Origin of the sequence: Nonomuraea sp. NPDC050540 (genome assembly GCF_044457485.1) — a bacterium.
Classification (GTDB): Bacteria; Actinomycetota; Actinomycetes; order Streptosporangiales; family Streptosporangiaceae; genus Nonomuraea.
In genome coordinates this window covers 318931-337618 of the sequence record NZ_JBITHA010000009.1, presented here as the reverse complement: position 1 = coordinate 337618, position 18688 = coordinate 318931, and the positions used below count along the sequence as shown (strand labels likewise).

The window sequence follows — 18688 nt, the reverse complement described above, 5'->3', positions numbered from 1 at the left end:
TATGAACAGCTATTCAGAGGTGCAGATCGATGGCTGCACGGTAAGGGTCGTGGACGCGCCGCGGGTGGAGTCCGTGCGCTCGCGGATGCCGGGCCAGGAAGACCTCGCCGACACGGCAGAGGTGTTCGGGCTCCTCGGCGACCCCAACCGGCTGCGGCTGCTGCTCGCCCTCCTGGATGGCGAACTGTGCGTGTGCGACCTCGCCGCGGTGACGGGCCAGAGCGAATCTGCCGTCTCCCACGCCCTGCGGCTGCTGCGCGCGCACCGGGTCGTCGCGGTCCGCCGCGCCGGCCGGATGGCCTACTACCGATTGGAGGACGCGCACGTGCGGATGCTGCTTGATCTGGCGATCGCCCACACCGGGCACACGCAGGCCATTCATCCCGAGCGTGGAGGGAACGACTGATGGGAGCGGGACACGGACACGGCCACGCGGGCGCCAAGCACCGCTGGCGGCTGGTCGTCTCCTTCGTGTTGATCGGCTCGTTCTTCGTGGTCGAGCTGATCTTCGGACTGATCACGGGCTCGCTGTCGCTGCTGTCCGACGCCGGCCACATGGCCGCGGACGTGGTGACGCTCGGCGCGGCCCTGGTGGCCACGCGGATCGCGAGCAGACCGGACACCACCGGCCGGCGCAGCTACGGCTCCTACCGCGCCGAGGTCTTCGCCTCACTTCTCGCCGTCGCGTTGATGATCGGCGTCGCCGTGTACGTGGTGGCCGAGGCGATCGGCCGGATCGGCGAGCAGGCCGAGATATCCACCGGCCCGATGATGATCGTCGGCGCCATCGGCCTCCTGATCAACCTGGTCGCGCTGTTCCTGCTGCGCAGCGGCGCCTCGGAGAGCCTCAACGTCAAGGGCGCCTACCTGGAGGTCATGGCCGATACGGCCGGCTCGGTCGGCGTCATCGTGGCCGGCTGGCTCGTCTCCTCCACCGGCAACCCCGTCTGGGACACGCTCGTGGCGCTGGCCATCGGCGCGTTCGTCGCCATCCGGGCCGTCGGGCTGGGCAAGCAGGTCTTCGCCGTACTCGGCCAGCATGTGCCGGAGGGCATGAGCGCCGACGAGGTCGCGGGCGATCTCGCGGCCATCGAAGGTGTCGAGGACGTCCACGACCTGCACCTGTGGACGCTCACCTCCGGCATGCACGTGGCGACCGCGCACCTGGTCGCCGAGGAGTCGCGCAGCCACGCCGTACTGGATCAGGCTCGTGACGTGCTGCGCGCCCGGCATGGGGTCGCGCACGCGACGCTGCAGGTGGAGCCCGCCAACCACAAGGGCTGCGACGAGATCGGCTGGTGACTCAGCGCTCGGCGCGCAGCGGCGAGAAGTAGATCGGCACCCAGCTGAGGGACATGAACAGCGCGCCCGCCCAGAGCGCGGCGCGCACGCCCCACAGCTCGCCGACCAGGCCCGCGAGCAGGCCGCCGATGCCGACGGCGCCCATGAGGATGAGGCGCATGGTGGCGTTCACGCGCCCGAGCATCTCATCCGGCGTCACGCGCTGGCGGAAGCTGACCAGCAGCACGTTGTTGAGCCCGGTGCGGTAGGTGAGCGCGAACCAGGCGGCGGCCGAGACCCAGATCCACGCGCCGTCGTTCAGCAGCGGGACCAGCAGCGACGCGGGCGTCGTGATCAAGGAGACGATCCACACCGCGCGGCCGCGGCCGAGGCGGGCGCCGACGTGGTGGGCGGTGGCCGAACCGGCCAGCGTGCCGACGCCGCCCACGGCCAGGTACAGGCCGAGCACCCATTCGGGGTAGCCGAGCTGGGAGACGACGAGCACCGGCAGCAGAACCGAGTACAGCGGGAAGCCCAGGTTCGTCATCGCGCCCTGCAGCACGATCGGCCGCAGCGTGGCATGGCCGAGCACGAAGCGCACGCCCTCGCCGATCTGCGTGGCCAGCCTGGGCCGCGGGCCGGGGGCGGGCGGGGTCTCGATGCCGGGCTCCCCGCGCAGGAACAACGCGGAGCCGAGGTAGCCGGCCGCGTTCAGCAGCACGGCCGCCGGGGCGCCCGCCGCGCCGACGAGCACTCCGGCGAAGCTGCGGCCGGAGATGTCCATGGCCGCGTTCGTGCCGACCAGCAATGAGTTGGCCTCGGTGAGCCGCTCCCTGCCGACCAGCCTGGGCACGAGGCTTTGTGCGGCCACGTCGAAGAAGAGCGTGCCCACACCGGTCAGCGCGGCCACGGCGTACAGATGCTCCATCGTCAGCCCGCCGAGCCAGGCGGCCACCGGCACGGAGGCCAGCAGGACGGCCCGCACGAGATCGGCCACGATCATCAGGGGCTTCTTGCGCATCCGGTCGATCCACGCCCCGGCCGGCAGCCCGACGACCAGCACCGAGATCGTGGCCAGCGCGCTGAGCAGCCCCACCTGACCGGCGCCCGCGTGCAGCGTGGTCACGGCCAGCAGCGGCAGGGCGACATATCCCACCTGGGCCCCGAAAGCGCTCACGGCCGAGCCGAGGTACAGGTTCCGGAATCCGGCTTCAAGCAGCAACGAGGTTGTCTTCACGCCGCCCACGATGGTGAACTGACGTCCGTTGACGCGATTGATTAAGTGAGCAGCGAATCGAATGACCCTCGATCTGTCCTTCACCGCCGAGGACGTGGCCAACACCCGCTTCGCGATCTCTCCGCTGTGGGAGGTCGTGGCCAGCGTCCGCGTGCTCAAGGAGCCGACCGGCCTCAACCGCCCCTGGGCCGAGCGGGTACGCCGCCGCCTTGCCGACGTCGACTGGAGACTGCTGTCCGACCTCGTCCCGGTGCCGACGATCTCCCTGGTCTGCTTCATCAGCCCGCCGCCCGCGACTGCGGTACCGGATCTGGAGCTGGAACTGGCCGGACTGCTCGCCGCCGAGCACGAGGTACGCGACCAGCTCGACACCTGGCGCCACGGCGGCCCGCGAACCCCCAGGATCCAGGCACTCCACGACGACCCCGCCGCCGGTCTGGCCCGCCTGGCCGGCGAGATCCGGGCGTACTGGGCGGCAGCCATCGCCCCCTACTGGCCGCGCATCCGCAGCCTGTGCGAGGGCGACGTGCTCTACCGCGCCAAGGCGCTGACGCAGGACGGCGTACGCGGCATGCTGACCGGCCTCGACGAGAACGTGCGCTGGCAGGGCGAGCGCCTGCGCCTGGACCACCGGTTCTGCCACGGCACGCGCGCGCTCGACGGGCGCGGCCTGCTGCTCGTGCCGTCGGTCTTCACCTGGCCGAGGATCTTCTCCATCACCGTGCCGCCGTTCCAGCCGACGCTGCGCTACTCGCCGCGCGGCATCGCCACGCTGTGGGAGCACCGCGAGAGCGACCCGCCGCAGGCGCTGGCGGCCGTGCTCGGCCGCACCCGCGCCCGCCTGCTGGCCTCGCTCGACCAGCCCGCCTCGACGCGCGAGCTGGCCGTCCGCACCGGCCTGTCGGAGCCGGGCGCCAGCCAGCACCTCACCGCGCTGCGCAGAGCGGGCCTGTGCAGCGCCCACCGCACGGGGCGCTATGTCCTCTACGCCCGTACGGCCGTCGCCGAGGCCCTACTTGCTGGAGACCCCCACACCTAGGTCGAACTCCCGATAGACCCGGGCCCAGAACCCGTCACGCAGCCACACCCGCGCCTCCGGGTAGGGACGCAGCGAGTGCCCGAGCTCCTTCTCCGCCTCTATGAGCAGTTCGGTGTCGATGACCGTCGGCAGGATCGGCCCCGGCAGCAGGTCGCGGATGTTGTCGCGGCCGCGGGTGAGGATCCACTTCTGCGCCACGTGCTCGCCCACGTCCTCCACGCGCGGCCGCGACGGGCCGAGCTTGGCCACCTGGCCGGGCTTGACCTGCGGCTTCGGGGTGGCGGGGCGACCGGCGAAGACGGTGGCCGGCGACGGCGCCGCGGCGGGTGGCGTGACCGGGACGGGTTGTGGTGCGCGGCTGAAAAAAGGTCTCAGGAAATCTGCAGAAATCACTTCAACGGTGTCGGACTCCCACACGAGGCGCTCGGCCTGGTTGGTGCCATACGGGGGTTCGACGCCCCACAGGTGTATCCGCACGCCGTAGGCCTGCGCGGCCTCGACGGCGGGCACCATGTCCTCATCGCCCGCCAGCAGGATCGTGTCGGTCACCGCGTGATGCCTGGCCAGCGCTTCAAGGTCGCTCCTGATCTGAGCGTCCACGCCCTTCTGCTGGCCACGCGCGTTAAGGTTGCCCAGTCGTACCTTCACCCAGGGCAACTGTGCGATCACTCGCTGATCGACGGTGGGCACTCGGTCGCGTGCGGCGTCATACCAATAGATCCGCAGCAGTTCTCCGGAAATACGTTCCATTGCATGTTTCTGGAGGCTCTGGATGAGCTCATCCGCCGCAACCCGATATTCCTTGCGTTCCTTCGCGCCAAGCAGCACTTCACCTGCGGCGGCATACAGATAACCGACATCCACCAGGACGGCGTACTTCGCTGCCACAGGATGCGGCGTGAGGTCTGGGATGGGCATGTCGTCCTCCAGGCCGCGGCCTTAGTTGATCGGCTGACTATATACGCCTACTTTTCTAGATAGTCCCAACTCTCGGGGAAGTTGACACCCGATTCCAGGGATCCATCTAGGGTAGGGCGCTCAACCGCCAAGCCGACTTCCCTGGCACGAGTCGCCTACGCATGGCTCGGGCTGGGTTTCGCCAAGTTTCGGGCTTACGGCCCGGCGTATGCGTGGGTTCCGGTTGCCGCGTGGTCAGGACGGTGACCAGAGCGGCGATCTCCTCGGGCGTCGCATCGCCCCGCACGACTTTCAGATGTGCTGTCACAGTGCTCTTTCGCTCGCTATGCCGGGATCCATCACGGTGCTGTTTGACTCGCTTCGCTCGTGCGTTGTGATGGATGTCCTCGCTACGCTGCGGGCATCCATCACGGTGTTGCTTTGACTCGCTTCGCTCGTGCGTTGTGATGGATGTCCTCGCTACGCTGCGGGCATCCATCACAACGGGATGTTCCCATGCTTCTTAGGTGGTAGCGAGGCACGCTTGTTACGGAGGGCCCGCAGAGCCTTCACCACTTGCGGCCGGGTGTCCGATGGACGGATTACGGCATCGACATAACCCCGCTCAGCGGCGATATACGGATTGGCCAGCGTGTCTTCGTATTCGGTGACGAGCCGGGCGCGCTCGGCGTCGGGGTCGCCGGCGGCGGCCAGTTCGCGGCGGTAGAGGATGTTGACGGCGCCCTGGGCGCCCATGACCGCGATCTGGGCGGTGGGCCACGCCAGGTTGATGTCGGCGCCGAGGTGCTTGGAGCCCATGACGTCGTAGGCCCCGCCGTACGCCTTGCGGGTGATGATCGTGACGAGCGGGACGGTGGCCTCGGCGTACGCGTAGAGGAGCTTGGCGCCGCGCCGGATGATGCCGTTCCATTCCTGGTCGGTGCCCGGAAGGAATCCCGGGACATCAACAAAAGTCACGATTGGGATATTAAATGCATCGCATGTTCGGATAAATCGTGCGGCCTTCTCCGATGCGTTGATATCGAGGCATCCCGCGAAATGCATCGGCTGGTTGGCCACGACCCCGACGGGATGGCCGTCCACCCTGCCGTAGCCGACCACCACATTGGGCGCGAACTGCGCGTGAACCTCCAGAAACTCACCGTCGTCCAGCACGTGCTCGATGACCAGGTGCATGTCATAGGGCTGGTTGGCCGAGTCGGGGATGAGCGTGTCGAGCTCCGGGTCCGGCTCCAGGGCGGCGGCGGCCTCGTAGACGGGGGCCTCGTCCAGGTTGTTGGAGGGCAGGTACGACAGCAGCGCCTTCACGTACTCCAGCGCGTCGTCCTCGTCGGTGGCCAGGTAGTGGGCCACGCCGGACCTGGTGTTGTGCGTGTGGGCGCCGCCGAGCTCCTCGAACGTCACCTCCTCGCCGGTGACCGTCTTGATGACGTCCGGGCCGGTGATGAACATGTGCGAGGTCTGGTCGACCATGACCACGAAGTCGGTCAGCGCCGGGGAGTACACGTGCCCGCCCGCCGCCGCGCCCATGATCAGCGAGATCTGCGGGATCACGCCCGAGGCGTGCACGTTGCGCTTGAAGATCTCGGCGTAGAGGCCGAGCGCGACCACGCCCTCCTGGATACGCGCGCCGCCGCCCTCGTTGATCCCGATGATCGGGCAGCCGGTCTTGATCGCCATATCCAGAATTTTCACGATCTTCTCGCCATAGACCTCACCCAGCGAGCCCCCGAAAACCGTCACATCCTGTGAGAAGACGCACACCTGACGGCCGTCGACCGTGCCGTAACCGGTGATCACTCCATCGGAGTAAGGCCGCTTGCCCTCCAGCCCGAACATCGTCGAGCGGTGCCGCGCGAACTCGTCGAACTCCACGAACGAACCCTCATCCAAAAGCGCCACAACCCGCTCGCGCGCGGTCATCTTGCCTCTGGCGTGCTGCTTTTCCACCGCCGCCGCGGACCCCGCGTGCGCGGCCTCGTCCAGCCGGCGCTCAAGGTCGGCGATCTTACCGGCGGTGGTGTGAATATCCGGCAGTTCCGGCAATTCCTCAGCAGCACTCATGCCCAGAAGGTTAATCCCTCCTTCTACGCTGGTTCCATGACGGAGGCGGTTCGCACACAGGGGCTCTTCAAGCGCTACGGCCAGCAGATCGCGGTCGCGGGAGTCGACCTGGTGGTGCCGGCGGGAAGCTTCGCCGGCCTGGTCGGGCCGAACGGCGCGGGCAAGACCACCACACTCAGCATGATCACCGGACTGCTGCGCCCGGACGGCGGCCGGGCGGTGATCGACGGCCTGGACGTCTGGCGAGATCCGGTCCAGGTCAAGGCGAGGGTCGGCGTGCTGCCGGAGGGCCTGCGGCTGTTCGAGCGCCTGTCCGGCCGCGAGCTGCTCCACTACAACGGCCGGCTACGCGCCATCCCCATGGCCGAGGTCGAGCAGCGCACCGAGGAACTGCTGGGCGTCATGGACCTGCGCGAGGCCGCCGACAAGCTCGTCGTCGACTACTCCACCGGCATGCGCAAGAAGATCGGCCTGGCCGCCGCGCTGCTGCACAACCCCTCGGTCCTGTTCCTGGACGAGCCGTTCGAAGGCGTCGACCCGGTCAGCGCCAACACCCTGACCGACGTGCTCCAGCGCTTCACCGCCTCCGGCTCGACGGTCATCTTCTCCAGCCACGTCATGGACCTCGTGGAACGGCTGTGCGACTGGGTGTCGGTGATGAGCGCCGGTCACATCGTGGCTCAGGGCCCGCTGGCCCAGGTACGCGGCGACCGTACACTCAACCAGGCCTTCCTCGACCTCGTCGGCGGCCCCAAGCGGGCCGGTGACACGGGCCTGACCTGGCTCGGCGCCAACGGCGCCACGGTGGACACAGCGGAGGAGAGCCCCAGCGCCGGCGGTGAGCGGTGAGCACGGCGCTGCTGTTCGCGCGGCTCAAGCTGCGGCTGGTCGCCGGGAACCTGCGCGGGGACCTCGCGCGCAAGCTGGGCTTCGTCTTCACCCTGCTCGCCGCGATCGCCGTGGCGGCTCTCGGGTTCCTGCTGATGAGCCTGCTGCGTCTGGCCGAGCCCGCCATGGCCACCAACCTGGCCGTCCTCGCGTTCACGATGTTCTGGATCGGCTGGGCGATCGTCCCGCTGCTGGCGTTCGGGCTGGACGACACGCTCGACCCGGCCAGGCTCTCGCTGTTCCCCCTGCGCACGGGGCAGCTGGCCGTGGGCATGTTCGCCGCCTCCGCGACCGGCGTCTGGCCCGCCGCCACCCTGATCATCACGGTCGGCGCGCTGGTGGGGCTGGCGAGCGGGATCGGCGGCGTGCTCGTCGGCGTCGTGGCGGTGTTCCTGCAGTTCGCGCTCTGCCTGGTCACCTCCAGGCTGATCACCACGGCCCTGTCCGGCGCGTTGCGCTCGCGCCGCGGCCGGGACGCGCTGGCCGTGGCGGCGATCTTCGCGGTGCTGCTGTTCCAGCTGCCCAACCTCATCGCCAACAGAGGACTCGGCGACCCGGTCGCGCTCATCGGCAGCACCGCGGGAGTGCTCCGCTGGACGCCGCCCGGCCTGGCCGCCCACGCCATCGCCGACGGCGGCCTGGTCGGCCTGGCCGAACTGCTCGTCGTCGCGGCGCTCGTGGTCCTGATCGGCTGGCTCTGGATCAAGGCGCTGGCCCACGTGCTGGTCACCGCGGACGCCTCCACCCAGTCGGCCTCCGTCCGCCGCTCCAGCGGGATCGTCGACCGCTTCCTGCCCGACGGCCCGCTCGCCGCCGTGGTCACCAAGGAGCTCAAGTACATCCGCCGCGACCCGCGCTTCCGCGTCGGCTGGTTCGCCTCGATCGTGGTCACCGGCGTGATCGCCTTCTCCATCACCGGTCAGTCCGGCGGGGGCGGTGGCCTGCCGCTGGTGATCGGGCCCGCGTGCCTCGGCGCGCTGATGCTCGCGCTGCAGTCGTGCAACGCCTTCGGCATCGACGGCCGCTCCCTGTGGATGAACACGGTCGCGTTCGGCGACGAGCGCGGCCTGCGCACCGACCTGGCCGGCCGGCATCTGGCCGCGGCGCTCATCGCGCTGCCCTTGCTGGCCCTCATGACCGTGGCCGTCTCCCTGTTCGCGGGCACGCCGTCGGCCATCCTGCCCGCCGCCCTGACCGCATGGGGCGTGTACGGCGTGGGCCTCGGCGTGGCCTCCATGACCAGCGTGATCCTGCCGTACACGGTGCCCGACCGGCTCAACGCCTTCACCGGCGCCGCCCCGGGCCAGGGCGGGCAGGCGTTCGCCGGGTCGTTCGCCGCCATGATCGGCATCGCCGGGCTGAGCCTGCCGCTGGTCCTGCCGGTGGTGTTCGGGGTGGCGTGGGTGAGCGTGGCGGCCCTGCCGTACGGCCTCGCGGTGGAGTACTTCGGCCGGAGGCTGGCGGCCACGGTGGGTCACGCGCGCATGCCCGAAGTGCTGGCCGCGGTGTCCCGTCCCACGTGAGCAGTGGTCTAGTCCATTAGGTGAGACCGGTCTGCGCTCGTTCACAGGCACTCTGTACCCTTCGAAACATGACTGACCAGGCAGTTGAACGCCGCAGCGCCGCCGTCGTCGAGATGCCGGACGAGCTCCGCCGGGACGTGAAACTGCTCGGCAGGCTGCTCGGCGACGTGATCGCCGAGCAGGGCGGCAAGGACCTGCTGGCCGACGTCGAGCGGCTGCGCAAGGCCGTGATCGCCGCCAGGAGGGGAGAGGCCTCCGCCGACGAGATCGCCGCGATGGTCGCCGAATGGGAGATCGACCGGGCGGTGCTCATCGCGCGGGCCTTCACCTGCTACTTCCACCTGGCGAACCTGGCCGAGGAGCACTACCGCATCAGGACGCTCCGGGAGCGCGACACCGACGGCGAGGTGCTGAAGGAGTCGCTGGCGCACGCCGTACAGGAGCTCGGGACCGCGCGCGTGCAGGAGCTCGTGGAGGAGCTGGAGCTGCACCCGGTGCTCACCGCGCACCCGACGGAGGCGCGCAGGCGCGCGGTCGTCACCGCGATCCAGCGCGTCAGCACCCAGCTGACCGAGTACAACGCGCCCGGCCGGGGCGCCTCGGAGCGCGAGGAGAACCTGCGGCGGCTGCTGGAGGAGATCGACCTGCTCTGGCGCACCGCCCAGCTGCGCGACACCAAGCTCGACCCGCTCGACGAGGTACGCACCGCGATGGCCGCCTTCGACGAGACGTTGTTCCGGGTGGTGCCGCAGGTCTACCGCTCGCTGGACGCGGCGCTCGGCGAGGGCGCCGGGACCAGGTCGCCGCTGGCGCGGCCGTTCATCCGCTACGGCAGCTGGATCGGCGGCGACCGCGACGGCAACCCCAACGTGACCGCGAAGGTCACTCGCGAGGCTGTGCTCATCCAGGCCGAGCACGTGCTCACCGCGCTGGAGACGGCCACCACCCGCATCGCCCGCACGCTCACCGCCAACGCCCACTACGCCGCGCCGTCGCGTGCGCTGCGCTCGGCGATCTCCGCGGCCGAGGACGCGCACCCCGACCTGGTCTCCGAGCTGGCCACCCGCTCGCCGCAGGAGCCGCACCGCCAGTGGCTGCTGTACGTGGCCGCGCGCATCTCGGCCACCAACCAGCGCGACCTCGACCTGGCCTACCGCGCGCCCGCCGAGCTGCTGGCCGACCTCAGACTGGCCCAGGAGTCGCTGGCCGGCCACGCGGCCCGGCAGGCGTACGGCGAGCTGCAGCACCTGATCTGGCAGGTGGAGACGTTCGGCTTCCACCTGGCCGAGCTGGAGGTCCGCCAGCACTCGCAGGTGCACGCGACGGCTCTGGCGGAGATCAGGGCGGGCGGCGAGCTGTCGCCGCTCACCGAGGAGGTTCTGTCCACGATCCGGGTGATCTCCTGGATCCAGGAGCGCTTCGGCGTGAACGCCTGCTGCAGGTATGTCGTCTCCTTCACCCGCTCGGCCGACGACGTGGCCGCCGTCTACGAGCTGGCCGAGGCGGCGCTCGGCATCCGGGCGCCGGTGCTCGACGTGGTGCCGTTGTTCGAGTCGGGCCAGGACCTCGACAACGCCCCCGGCGTGCTCACCGGCATGCTGGAGATCCCCAAGGTCCAGACCAGGCTGGCCGCCACCGGGCGGCGCATGGAGATCATGCTGGGCTACTCCGACTCGGCCAAGGAACTCGGCCCGGCCGCGGCCACGCTCAAGCTCTACCAGACCCAGGAGCGCCTCACCGAGTGGGCCCGCGAGCACGAGGTGAAGCTCCGACTGTTCCACGGCCGCGGTGGCGCGCTCGGCCGCGGCGGCGGCCCGGCCAACCGGGCGGTGCTGGCCCAGGCGCCGGGCTCGGTCGCCGGACGCTTCAAGGTGACCGAGCAGGGTGAGGTGATCTTCGCCCGCTACGGCCACATGGCGATCGCCAGGCGGCACATGGAGCAGGTGGCCAACGCCGTGCTGCTGGCCTCCTCGCCCACCAACGGCAGCCGTACCGCCGCTGCCGCCGCGCGCTTCCGCACGCTGGCCGAGCAGGTGGCCTCCGCCTCCGAGGGTGCCTACCGCGCGCTGACCGAGGCGCCGGGCTTCCCCGAATGGTTCGCGCTGGTCAGCCCGCTGGAGGAGATCGGCTCGTTGCGGCTCGGCTCCCGCCCGGCCCGGCGCGGACTCGGGGCGCCCCGGTCGCTGGACGACCTGCGGGCCATCCCGTGGGTGTTCGCCTGGGCGCAGACCCGGGTGAACCTGCCCGGCTGGTACGGCCTGGGCACCGGGCTGGCCTCGGTCGCCTCGGTCGAGGAGCTGCGGGCGGCGTACGAGGAGTGGCCGTTGTTCAACGCGATGCTGGACAACGCCGAGATGTCGCTGGCCAAGACCGACCGCTCGATCGCCGAGCGCTATCTCGCGCTCGGCGGCCGGAACGACTTCGCCGGGCAGGTGATGGCCGAGTACGACCTGACCCGCAAGCTGGTCCTGCAGGTCACCGGGCACACCCGCCTGCTGGAGAACCGCAAGGTCCTCTCGCGGGCGGTGCAGCTGCGCGACCCCTACGTCGACGCTCTGTCGCACCTGCAGCTGCGGGCGCTCACCGCGCTGCGCAGGGGCGAGGTCCCCGAGCGGGAGGCCGAGCGGCTCTCGACGCTGCTCCTGCTGTCGGTCAACGGAGTGGCCGCGGGTCTGCAGAATACTGGGTGAACCCGCGCAGGCCCCGTTCGATCGGGCCGTAGCGGTGGTTGCGCATCCACCAGGCGCTCAGCAGCAGCAGAACCGTGTAGATCGCCGCGGCCACGCCGATCACCGCGATCGGCGTCAGCCTGCCGCCGAGCCCCAGCCCGTACCCCGTGAAGACGAGGCACTGCAGGATGGACTGCCCGATGTAGTTGGAGGCGGCGGACCTGCCCGCCGGGGCCAGCGCGGCGCCGATCGCCGGCAGGCGCCGCACCAGTAGCAGGAGCGTCACCACGTACGCGGCGGCCAGCGGCAGGGACAGGATGTTGTTGAGCGCCAGGCCGACCAGTTGCAGGGCGCCCTCGTGCTGGCTGGACCAGGTGAAGAAGACGGCCGCCGGGAGGCCGAGGCCGTACCCGATCCAGAGGACGCGCGGCACGAAGCGCGCCCAGCGCTCGGGGTCCTCCAGCAGCCGCGACTTGCCCGCGGCCATGCCGAACAGGAACAACGCCATCGCCATCGGGCCCTGGCCGAACCAGATGAACGCCGCCAGCATCGGGTAGGTCTCCAGCTGGAACTGCAGGAAGCTCAGCGGGCTGCCGGTGACCTGCGCCTGCGCGGCGGCCATGACCGCCGGGTCGGTGGGCGTCGTCACGCCGGCCGAGGGGTCGAGCATGGTCAGCCCCGCCAGGATGAGCCAGATCGCCGACATGACGCCGATGATCCAGCAGCCGATCTTGACGGCGGTTCTCGGCCGGACGTTGCGCAGCGCCAGCAGGATCAGGCCGAGCGCGGCGTACAGCGTGAGGATGTCGCCGATCCAGAACAGGATGCCCTGGGTGACGCCGAGCACGAACAACCCGAGGCAGCGGCGGAGCATCCGCGGCTTGACCTTCTCGCCCCACGAGCGCATCTGCATCGTGAAGGAGTAGCCGAACATGAACGAGAAGATGACGTAGAACTTCGTCAGCACCAGCGTCTGGACCGTCAGGCTCACCGGGTCGCGGTTGAAGTCCATGCTGGAGATGGCCACGGACAGCCCGGGGTCGGCGAAGAAGCTGATGTTCGCGACGAGGATGCCGCCCAGCGCGAAGCCGCGGACGGCGTCGATCTCGTGGATGCGCCTTAAAGCCGGCGCCGTGGTGGTCATGCCTGCGACGCTACGGACCCCCAGGGGCGGCCCGCATCCGTCCGAGGGCGCGGACGGCTCCATCCAAAGTCGGAAAGGGCCCGGCGAAAACGCCGGGCCCTTTCTTCCGAAATCCCTAGTGCACGAACTCGGCGTCCTGGCGGGCCTGCTTGGGGAGCATCAGCCCGACGAGGAAGGTGACCACGATCATGCCCGCCGCGACCGCGAAGGTGATCTCGGCGCTGCCGGTCCCGAAGAAGACGGTCCCGAGTACGGCCAGGCCGAGCGCGTTGCCCACCTGCTGGAGCGCGGTCAGCGTGCCGGAGGCCGAGCCGGTCTCCTGCGGGTCCACGGCGGCCAGGACGATGTTGAAGTACGGGCCCATGATCATGCCGCTGCCGAGACCGACGAAGAGCAGGGCCGGAGCGAGCTGCCAGGGGGTGACGCCCGGCTCGGCCACGATCAGCAGGGCCACGACCGCGAGGGCCATGATGACGGCGCCGGCCAGCAGGACCTTGCGGCCGAAGCGCTGGGTGGACTGGGCGACGATCATGCCCACGATCATGCCGAGGGAGGAGGGGACGCCGGTCAGCGCGGCCTTCAGCGGGTCGTAGTGGAGCATGAGCTGGGTGTAGAGGCCGATGACCATGAACACCCCGCCGAAGGCGGCGAAGTAGACGGTGCCGACGGCCATGCCGGACAGGAACGCGGGCTTGCGGAAGAGCGAGGGCGCCACCAGCGGGTCGCCGCCGCGGGCGGCACGGCGCTTCTCGTAGGCGACGAAGACGACGAGGGTGACGACCGAGGCGGCCATCAGCGCGAACGACCACGCGGGCCAGCCGTGCTCCTGGCCCTGGACCAGCGGGAAGACCATCAGGACGACACCGGCGGAGGCGAGGATCGCGCCGGGCAGGTCGAGCTTGACGCCGCCGATCGGCGGGGTCTTCGGCAGGAAGCGCAGCGCCGCGAAGACCGCCGCCACGCCGATCGGCAGGTTGATCAGGAAGATCATCCGCCAGCCGGTGCCGAACAGGTCGGCGCTGACCAGCCACCCCGCCAGGATCGGGCCGCCGATGGCCGACAGTCCCATGACCGGGCCCATCAGCCCGAACGCGCTCGCCAGTTCCTTGGGCGGGAACATCTCCTTCATCATCCCCATCCCCTGGGGGATCATGGCCGCGCCGAACAGGCCCTGGACGACCCGGGCCGCGATGATCATCTCCGGCGAGACGGAGACCGCGCAGAGCAGCGAGCCGACCGTGAAGCCGATCATCCCGATGAGGAACATCCGCCTGCGTCCCACGATGTCGCCCAGCCGGCCGCCGGTGAGCAGGCCCGCGGTCATCGCCAGGATGTACGCGGCGCCCAGCCACTGGATGAACGCGTTCCCGGCGCCGAAGTCGTTCCTCATGGTCGGCCCCGCGATGTGGGTGACCGTGGCGTCCAGCAGCTCCATGACGGATCCGGACAGGATCACGGCCAGGGCCGGCCAGCGCCACTTGTAGGCGGCGGGCTGCTCGGGAGCGGCGGTTGCGGCCACTGGCCGGGTGTCGAGGACGGTCATGGTGTTCCTCCTGAATCGGAACGGCTTGTTCTGTTCCAACAATAGCAGAACGGAATGCTTCATTCCACTGTTTCCACAAGATCTTCGCGTACGGCCGGCACCCCATGCGAAAGGGCCGTAGCACGGAAGCTACGGCCCTATGCGGAAAGGTTCATTCCGCGTTCCACCGCGCGAAGAAATCGCGCACATCCTGCGCGAACACCTCCGGAACCTCGTGCGCGGCGTAGTGCCCGCCGACGTCGTAGAAGTTCCACTGGGCGATGTTCTTGTGGTCGCGCTCGGCGAAGCGCCTGATCGACTGGAAGTCGTTGGCGAAGTTGGCCAGCCCGATCGGCACGGTGGTCGGCTCCGCGGGCTGCTCCAGCTTGGCGTTCTCGTAGTAGAAGCGGGCCGAGGAGGCGGCGGTGCCGTACAACCAGTGGACGGCGATGTTGCTCACCGCCCAGTCGATGCCGAGTTCCTCGCCCATGAGCTGGCCCATCCAGCCGAGCAGGCCGGCGGGGGAGTCGGCGAGGGCGTGCGCGAGGGTCTGCGGGGCCTGGGACTGCATGGTGTTGAAGGCGCCCATGGTCTCCCAGAAGCTCTGCAGGAACCGGACCCTGCCCATGTCCTCCTCGCTCAGCCCCTCGAACTCGGCCGGGTCGCCGGAGGGGAAGGAGAAGATCTGGGTGACGTGCAGGGCGACGGCGTGCTCGGGGTCGAGCCTGCCGATGTACGGCGTGACGATCGAGCCGCCGTCGTTGCCCACGGCGCCGTAGCGGTCGTAGCCCAGGCGCTTCATCAGCTCGGCCCAGGCGGCCGCGACGCGGGCGGCGTTCCAGCCGCGCTCCGTGGTCGGACCCGAGAAGCCGAATCCGGGCACGGACGGGATGACCAGGTGGAAGTCACGCGACAGCGGCTCGATCACCTCGACGTACTCCAGGGCGGTGCCCGGCCAGCCGTGGGTCAGCACCAGCGGCAGCGCGTCCTCCTTGGCGGAGCGGATGTGGAAGAAGTGCACGTTCTGGCCGTCGATCTCGGTCGTGAACTGCGGGTGGGCGTTGAGCCTGGCCTCCAGCGCGCGCCAGTCGAACTCGTCGCGCAGGTGCTCGACCATGCGGCGGACCCGGCCGGCGCTCACGCCGTAGTCCTCGCCGGCGTCGGGGAGCTCGTCGGTGAAGCGGGTCCTGGCCAGGCGGGCCTTCAGGTCGTCGAGGTCGGCCTGGGGGACGTCGATGCGGTAGGGGCGGATCTCGGCCATGGGAGGTCTCCTTCGGGAAGCGAAGCGTTCCGTTCTGATAAGAACTCTATCAGAACGGAATGCTTTGTTCCACACTTAGGCGACCTTGATGCGCTCCGCTCCCGCGTAGACGTTGCAGCGCTCGCCGCGCAGGAAGCCCACGAGCGTCATGCCGAACTCCCTCGCCAGGTCCACCGCCAGCGACGACGGCGCCGAGACCGCGCACACCACGGGGACGCCGGCGGCCAGCGCCTTCTGCATGATCTCGTAGCTGGCCCGGCCGCTGACCATCAGGACGTTCGACGCCAGCGGCAGCTCGCCGCGCAGCCCCGCCCAGCCGACCAGCTTGTCCACGGCGTTGTGCCGGCCCACGTCCTCGCGCGTGGCCACCAGCTCGCCGCCCGCCGTGAACAGGCCCGCCGCGTGCAGGCCGCCGGTCTTGCCGAAGACCCCCTGCGACTCGCGCAGCCGGTACGGCAGGCCGTACAGCACCTCCTGGGTCAGCCCCAGCTCCGGCGGCGCGACCGGTGAGCAGCGGTGCCGCAGCGCGTCGAGGCTGGCCGAGCCGCAGATCCCGCACGCGCTGGAGGTGAGGAAGTGGCGTTCGAGCGCGGGCAGATCGGGGATCGGCGTGTGCAGCCGGACCGTGACGACGTTGTAGCGGGCCTCGGGCAGCACGTCCTCGTCGGTGCAGTAGCCGATCGCCGCGATCTCGCCGGGCCCCGCGATCCCCTCGCCGTGCAGGAACCCGGCGGCCAGCTCGAAGTCGTGCCCCGGCGTGCGCATGGTGATCGCGGCGGTCCTGCGCTCCCCGCCGGACCGCAGACGGATCTCCAGAGGCTCCTCGGTGGCCAGGTCGTCGCGGCGGTCCCGGGCGGCGGACCCGGTGATCTCCCGGATCCGTACGCGCGTGGTGGGCCCAGGGCGCTCGCTCACAGCTGCTTCACCGTGACGAGGGCGTTGTAGTCGGGGATCTTGGCGTCGGGGGAGCGGCGGGACTCGTCGAGCAGCACGTTGCCCTCCGGCCAGTGAATCTGCAGGTTGCCCGGCATGAGCGGGGCCCGCAGCACCTTGCCCCGGTAGGTGCGCTGCCGCTCGCCCAAAGAGGTGAGCTCGACGGGCGCGCCGTCGGGCAGGCCGAGGCGGTCGGCGTCGTAGGCGCTCATGAGCACGGCCTCGCGCATCGCGCCGTTGAAGCCGTCGCGGCGCTCGTGGACCATGCTGTTGAACTGTTTGCCGCGCCGCGTGGCCACCATGAACGACCCGTCGGGGCGCTCCGGCGAGGGCGGCGTGACCGGGGAGAAGGCGGCCAGGCCGTCGGCGGTCTGGAAGCGGCCGTCGGCGAACAGGTGGCGGCCGCCGTACTGGACGTTGTCGCCGAACACCCGCAGGTCCGCGATTCCGGCGTAGAAGGGGACGGCCCGTTCGATGTCCTCGCGGATGTCGGGCGTACCGGTGTAGGTGATTTTTCCAGAAATTTCCGGGCGGACTCGGGCGGCCAGCTCGGTGAAGATCTTCCACTCCGGCCACGCCTCGCCGATCCGCGGGCCCTCGACCTCGGGCGAGAAGATGATGCGGCGCTCGGTGGAGGTCTCGGTCACGCCGCCGACCATCTCGTAGCGGGTCTGCGCGGGCAGCAGCAGCACGTCGCCCGCGCTCGGCACCAGCATCTGCGAGGACAGCACGATGTCCACGTGCACCCGCAGCTTCAGCCGCGACAGCGCCTCGCGGCAGTAGGCCGGATCGGGCAGCACCTCCAGGAAGTTGCCGCCGGAGGAGATCAGCACGTCCAGCTCGCCCGCGTGCGCCGCGTCGATCATCTCGGTCGCGGTGAGTCCGGGGGAGCTGGGCACCTCGAATCCCCACATGTCGGTAAATTTCGTGGCGTTGGGTGGGTTGATCGGCAGGCCGCCCGGCAGGCCCGTCGCGTACGCGCCCATCTCCGCCCCGCCCTGCACCCCGCTGTGCCCCCGGATCGGCATCAGCCCGCAGTTGTCACGCCCCACGAACCCGCGCGCCAGCGCCAGGTTCACGATCGAGCGCACGTTGTCCTCGCCGAACGCGTGCTGCGTGATGCCCATCGACCACACCAGCACCGCCGAGCGGGCCCGGCCCAGCAGTTCCGCCATGCGCAGCATCTCGGCCCTGGTGGAGCCGGACAGCGCCTCAAGCGACTCCCACGACTGGGCGGCGACGGCCTGCCGTACCTCGTCGAAGCCCTTCGTGCGCGAGCGGACGAACTCCTCGTCCACCCAGCCCTTCTCGATCAGGTGCTTGAGGACCCCGTTGAGGAAGCCGATGTCGCCGCCCACGTTGACGCCGAAGAACTCGTCGGTGATCTTCGTGCCGAACACCGCGGACTCCGCGTTGGACGGCACCCAGTACTTGTCCATGCCCGGCTCGCGATAGGCGTTGACCATCGCGATCCGGGTCCCGGCCTTCTTGGCGTGATAGAGGTACTTCATCGCCACCGGCTGGTTGTTGGACGGGTTCGACCCGATGAACACGATCAGGTCGGAGCCGATCCAGTCGGTGTAGGAGCAGGTCGTGGCCGCCGCCCCGATCGTCTCCTTCAGCGCCACCGTCGAGGGCGAGTGGCAGATGCGCGCCGCGTTGTCGACGTTGTTGCTGCCCATCGCGCGCACCGCCTTCTGCGCCGCGAAGTAGTTCTCGTTGGGCACGCCGCGGCTGGTCAGGTAGACACCGAAGCGCGCCTCGCGCAGGTGCCGCGCCGCCACCTCCAGCGCCTCGTCCCACGAAACGCGCGTGAAGCCCGCCTCGCCCGCCCTCCTGATCATCGGGTACGGCAGCCGCCCCAACTCCCGCAGCTCCGCGCTCTTCTTCCCATGAAGCCCGGAGACGTCCTTGAGCGCCCTGTACTTCAGCGCCGGCATCGTGTTGAGCGGCAGCAGGCGCAGCCGGATGTTGCACAGGTGGATCTCGTCCATCGTCCAGTCGCGCATGCCCTGGGTCCCGAGCGCGCAGCCGTCGCAGGTTCCCTGGTTGAGAATGCGCCAGGCGTAGCGCCTGTTGCCCTTGACCGATTTGAACGCCTTCCACAACTCCAGGTAGTTGTTGGGCTTGCGCAGGCCGATGCCGAACGGCCGCCAAGACGCCCAGTTACGCGGGTCAAGAAGCTTGCTCATCTCCCCATTCTCCCCTC

15 protein-coding genes are annotated in these 18688 nt (G+C 69.8%); 6 read left to right on the top strand and 9 right to left on the bottom strand.

Translation table 11 applies throughout. The annotated features are described in order from the left end of the window. Position 1 precedes the first annotated feature (1 nt). The gene (locus tag ACIBI5_RS30600) at positions 2–406 is read left to right on the top strand and encodes a metalloregulator ArsR/SmtB family transcription factor (protein WP_184957820.1); all 405 of its coding nucleotides are present in this window, start codon (positions 2–4) and stop codon (positions 404–406) included. Further along, the gene (locus tag ACIBI5_RS30595) at positions 406–1302 is read left to right on the top strand and encodes a cation diffusion facilitator family transporter (RefSeq protein ID WP_397252185.1); all 897 of its coding nucleotides are present in this window, start codon (positions 406–408) and stop codon (positions 1300–1302) included. Before ACIBI5_RS30600 ends, ACIBI5_RS30595 begins: the two co-directional genes overlap by 1 nt. Before the next feature lies 1 nt (position 1303). Here the strand turns inward: ACIBI5_RS30595 and ACIBI5_RS30590 are convergent, their stop codons facing one another. Next, entirely contained in the window at positions 1304–2518 is a 1215-nt protein-coding gene (locus ACIBI5_RS30590; RefSeq protein WP_397252184.1) for an MFS transporter, read from the bottom strand. Positions 2519–2579: 61 nt separating this feature from the next. Between ACIBI5_RS30590 and ACIBI5_RS30585 the strand changes: the two genes are divergently transcribed. Continuing rightward, the gene (locus ACIBI5_RS30585; protein WP_397252183.1) at positions 2580–3557 is read left to right on the top strand and encodes a DUF5937 family protein; all 978 of its coding nucleotides are present in this window, start codon (positions 2580–2582) and stop codon (positions 3555–3557) included. Here the strand turns inward: ACIBI5_RS30585 and ACIBI5_RS30580 are convergent. The 3 genes from ACIBI5_RS30580 to ACIBI5_RS30570 form a co-directional block, all read right to left on the bottom strand. Beyond that, positions 3531–4475: an NYN domain-containing protein gene (locus ACIBI5_RS30580; RefSeq protein ID WP_184957816.1), complete on the bottom strand. Its 945-nt coding sequence runs from the start codon at positions 4473–4475 to the stop codon at positions 3531–3533. The genes ACIBI5_RS30585 and ACIBI5_RS30580 overlap by 27 nt on opposite strands. A 106-nt stretch (positions 4476–4581) precedes the next feature. Then, complete coding sequence (locus ACIBI5_RS30575) at positions 4582–4953, bottom strand: acyl-CoA carboxylase subunit epsilon (RefSeq protein WP_397252182.1); 372 nt, start codon at positions 4951–4953, stop codon at positions 4582–4584. Continuing rightward, on the bottom strand, positions 4953–6539 hold the full coding sequence (locus ACIBI5_RS30570) for an acyl-CoA carboxylase subunit beta (protein WP_397252181.1): 1587 nt from the start codon (positions 6537–6539) through the stop codon (positions 4953–4955). The genes ACIBI5_RS30575 and ACIBI5_RS30570 overlap by 1 nt, the downstream gene beginning before the upstream one ends. A 36-nt stretch (positions 6540–6575) precedes the next feature. Here ACIBI5_RS30570 and ACIBI5_RS30565 point away from each other — a divergent pair, with 36 nt between their 5' ends. The 3 genes from ACIBI5_RS30565 to ACIBI5_RS30555 all read left to right on the top strand — a co-directional run bounded on the left by ACIBI5_RS30565 (position 6576) and on the right by ACIBI5_RS30555 (position 11640). Beyond that, positions 6576–7388 carry an ABC transporter ATP-binding protein gene (locus ACIBI5_RS30565; protein WP_397252179.1) on the top strand — a complete coding sequence of 271 codons (813 nt, stop codon included), beginning with the start codon at positions 6576–6578 and terminating at the stop codon, positions 7386–7388. Next, positions 7385–8950: a hypothetical protein gene (locus tag ACIBI5_RS30560; protein WP_397252177.1), complete on the top strand. Its 1566-nt coding sequence runs from the start codon at positions 7385–7387 to the stop codon at positions 8948–8950. The genes ACIBI5_RS30565 and ACIBI5_RS30560 overlap by 4 nt, the downstream gene beginning before the upstream one ends. A 68-nt stretch (positions 8951–9018) precedes the next feature. Continuing rightward, positions 9019–11640, top strand: a complete 2622-nt coding sequence (locus ACIBI5_RS30555; protein WP_397252176.1) for a phosphoenolpyruvate carboxylase — start codon at positions 9019–9021, stop codon at positions 11638–11640. On the opposite strand, the gene ACIBI5_RS30550 is transcribed toward ACIBI5_RS30555, so the two are convergent. The 5 genes from ACIBI5_RS30550 to ACIBI5_RS30530 form a co-directional block, all read right to left on the bottom strand. Continuing rightward, positions 11603–12763, bottom strand: a complete 1161-nt coding sequence (locus ACIBI5_RS30550) for a DUF418 domain-containing protein (protein ID WP_397252175.1) — start codon at positions 12761–12763, stop codon at positions 11603–11605. The genes ACIBI5_RS30555 and ACIBI5_RS30550 overlap by 38 nt on opposite strands. 115 nt (positions 12764–12878) lie before the next feature. After that, a complete protein-coding gene (locus ACIBI5_RS30545; protein WP_397252174.1) occupies positions 12879–14306 on the bottom strand; it encodes an MFS transporter in 1428 nt (475 codons plus the stop codon). Positions 14307–14457: 151 nt separating this feature from the next. Beyond that, entirely contained in the window at positions 14458–15546 is a 1089-nt protein-coding gene (locus tag ACIBI5_RS30540) for an epoxide hydrolase family protein (protein ID WP_397252173.1), read from the bottom strand. A gap of 75 nt (positions 15547–15621) precedes the next feature. Continuing rightward, the gene (gene fdhD / locus ACIBI5_RS30535; protein ID WP_397252172.1) at positions 15622–16461 is read right to left on the bottom strand and encodes a formate dehydrogenase accessory sulfurtransferase FdhD; all 840 of its coding nucleotides are present in this window, start codon (positions 16459–16461) and stop codon (positions 15622–15624) included. Then, positions 16458–18671, bottom strand: a complete 2214-nt coding sequence (locus tag ACIBI5_RS30530; protein ID WP_397252171.1) for an FdhF/YdeP family oxidoreductase — start codon at positions 18669–18671, stop codon at positions 16458–16460. The genes fdhD and ACIBI5_RS30530 overlap by 4 nt, the downstream gene beginning before the upstream one ends. Positions 18672–18688: the final 17 nt, after the last annotated feature.

Excerpts from the sequence above, each read along its gene's own strand:
- ACIBI5_RS30600 (WP_184957820.1), top strand. The coding sequence starts at position 2 with ATGAACAGCTATTCAGAGGTGCAGATCGATGGCTGCACGGTAAGGGTC.
- ACIBI5_RS30595 (WP_397252185.1), top strand. The coding sequence starts at position 406 with ATGGGAGCGGGACACGGACACGGCCACGCGGGCGCCAAGCACCGCTGG.
- ACIBI5_RS30585 (WP_397252183.1), top strand. The coding sequence starts at position 2,580 with ATGACCCTCGATCTGTCCTTCACCGCCGAGGACGTGGCCAACACCCGC.
- ACIBI5_RS30580 (WP_184957816.1), bottom strand. The coding sequence starts at position 4,475 with ATGCCCATCCCAGACCTCACGCCGCATCCTGTGGCAGCGAAGTACGCC.
- ACIBI5_RS30575 (WP_397252182.1), bottom strand. The coding sequence starts at position 4,953 with ATGGATGCCCGCAGCGTAGCGAGGACATCCATCACAACGCACGAGCGA.
- ACIBI5_RS30570 (WP_397252181.1), bottom strand. The coding sequence starts at position 6,539 with ATGAGTGCTGCTGAGGAATTGCCGGAACTGCCGGATATTCACACCACC.
- ACIBI5_RS30565 (WP_397252179.1), top strand. The coding sequence starts at position 6,576 with ATGACGGAGGCGGTTCGCACACAGGGGCTCTTCAAGCGCTACGGCCAG.
- ACIBI5_RS30555 (WP_397252176.1), top strand. The coding sequence starts at position 9,019 with ATGACTGACCAGGCAGTTGAACGCCGCAGCGCCGCCGTCGTCGAGATG.
- ACIBI5_RS30550 (WP_397252175.1), bottom strand. The coding sequence starts at position 12,763 with ATGACCACCACGGCGCCGGCTTTAAGGCGCATCCACGAGATCGACGCC.
- ACIBI5_RS30545 (WP_397252174.1), bottom strand. The coding sequence starts at position 14,306 with ATGACCGTCCTCGACACCCGGCCAGTGGCCGCAACCGCCGCTCCCGAG.
- ACIBI5_RS30540 (WP_397252173.1), bottom strand. The coding sequence starts at position 15,546 with ATGGCCGAGATCCGCCCCTACCGCATCGACGTCCCCCAGGCCGACCTC.
- ACIBI5_RS30530 (WP_397252171.1), bottom strand. The coding sequence starts at position 18,671 with ATGAGCAAGCTTCTTGACCCGCGTAACTGGGCGTCTTGGCGGCCGTTC.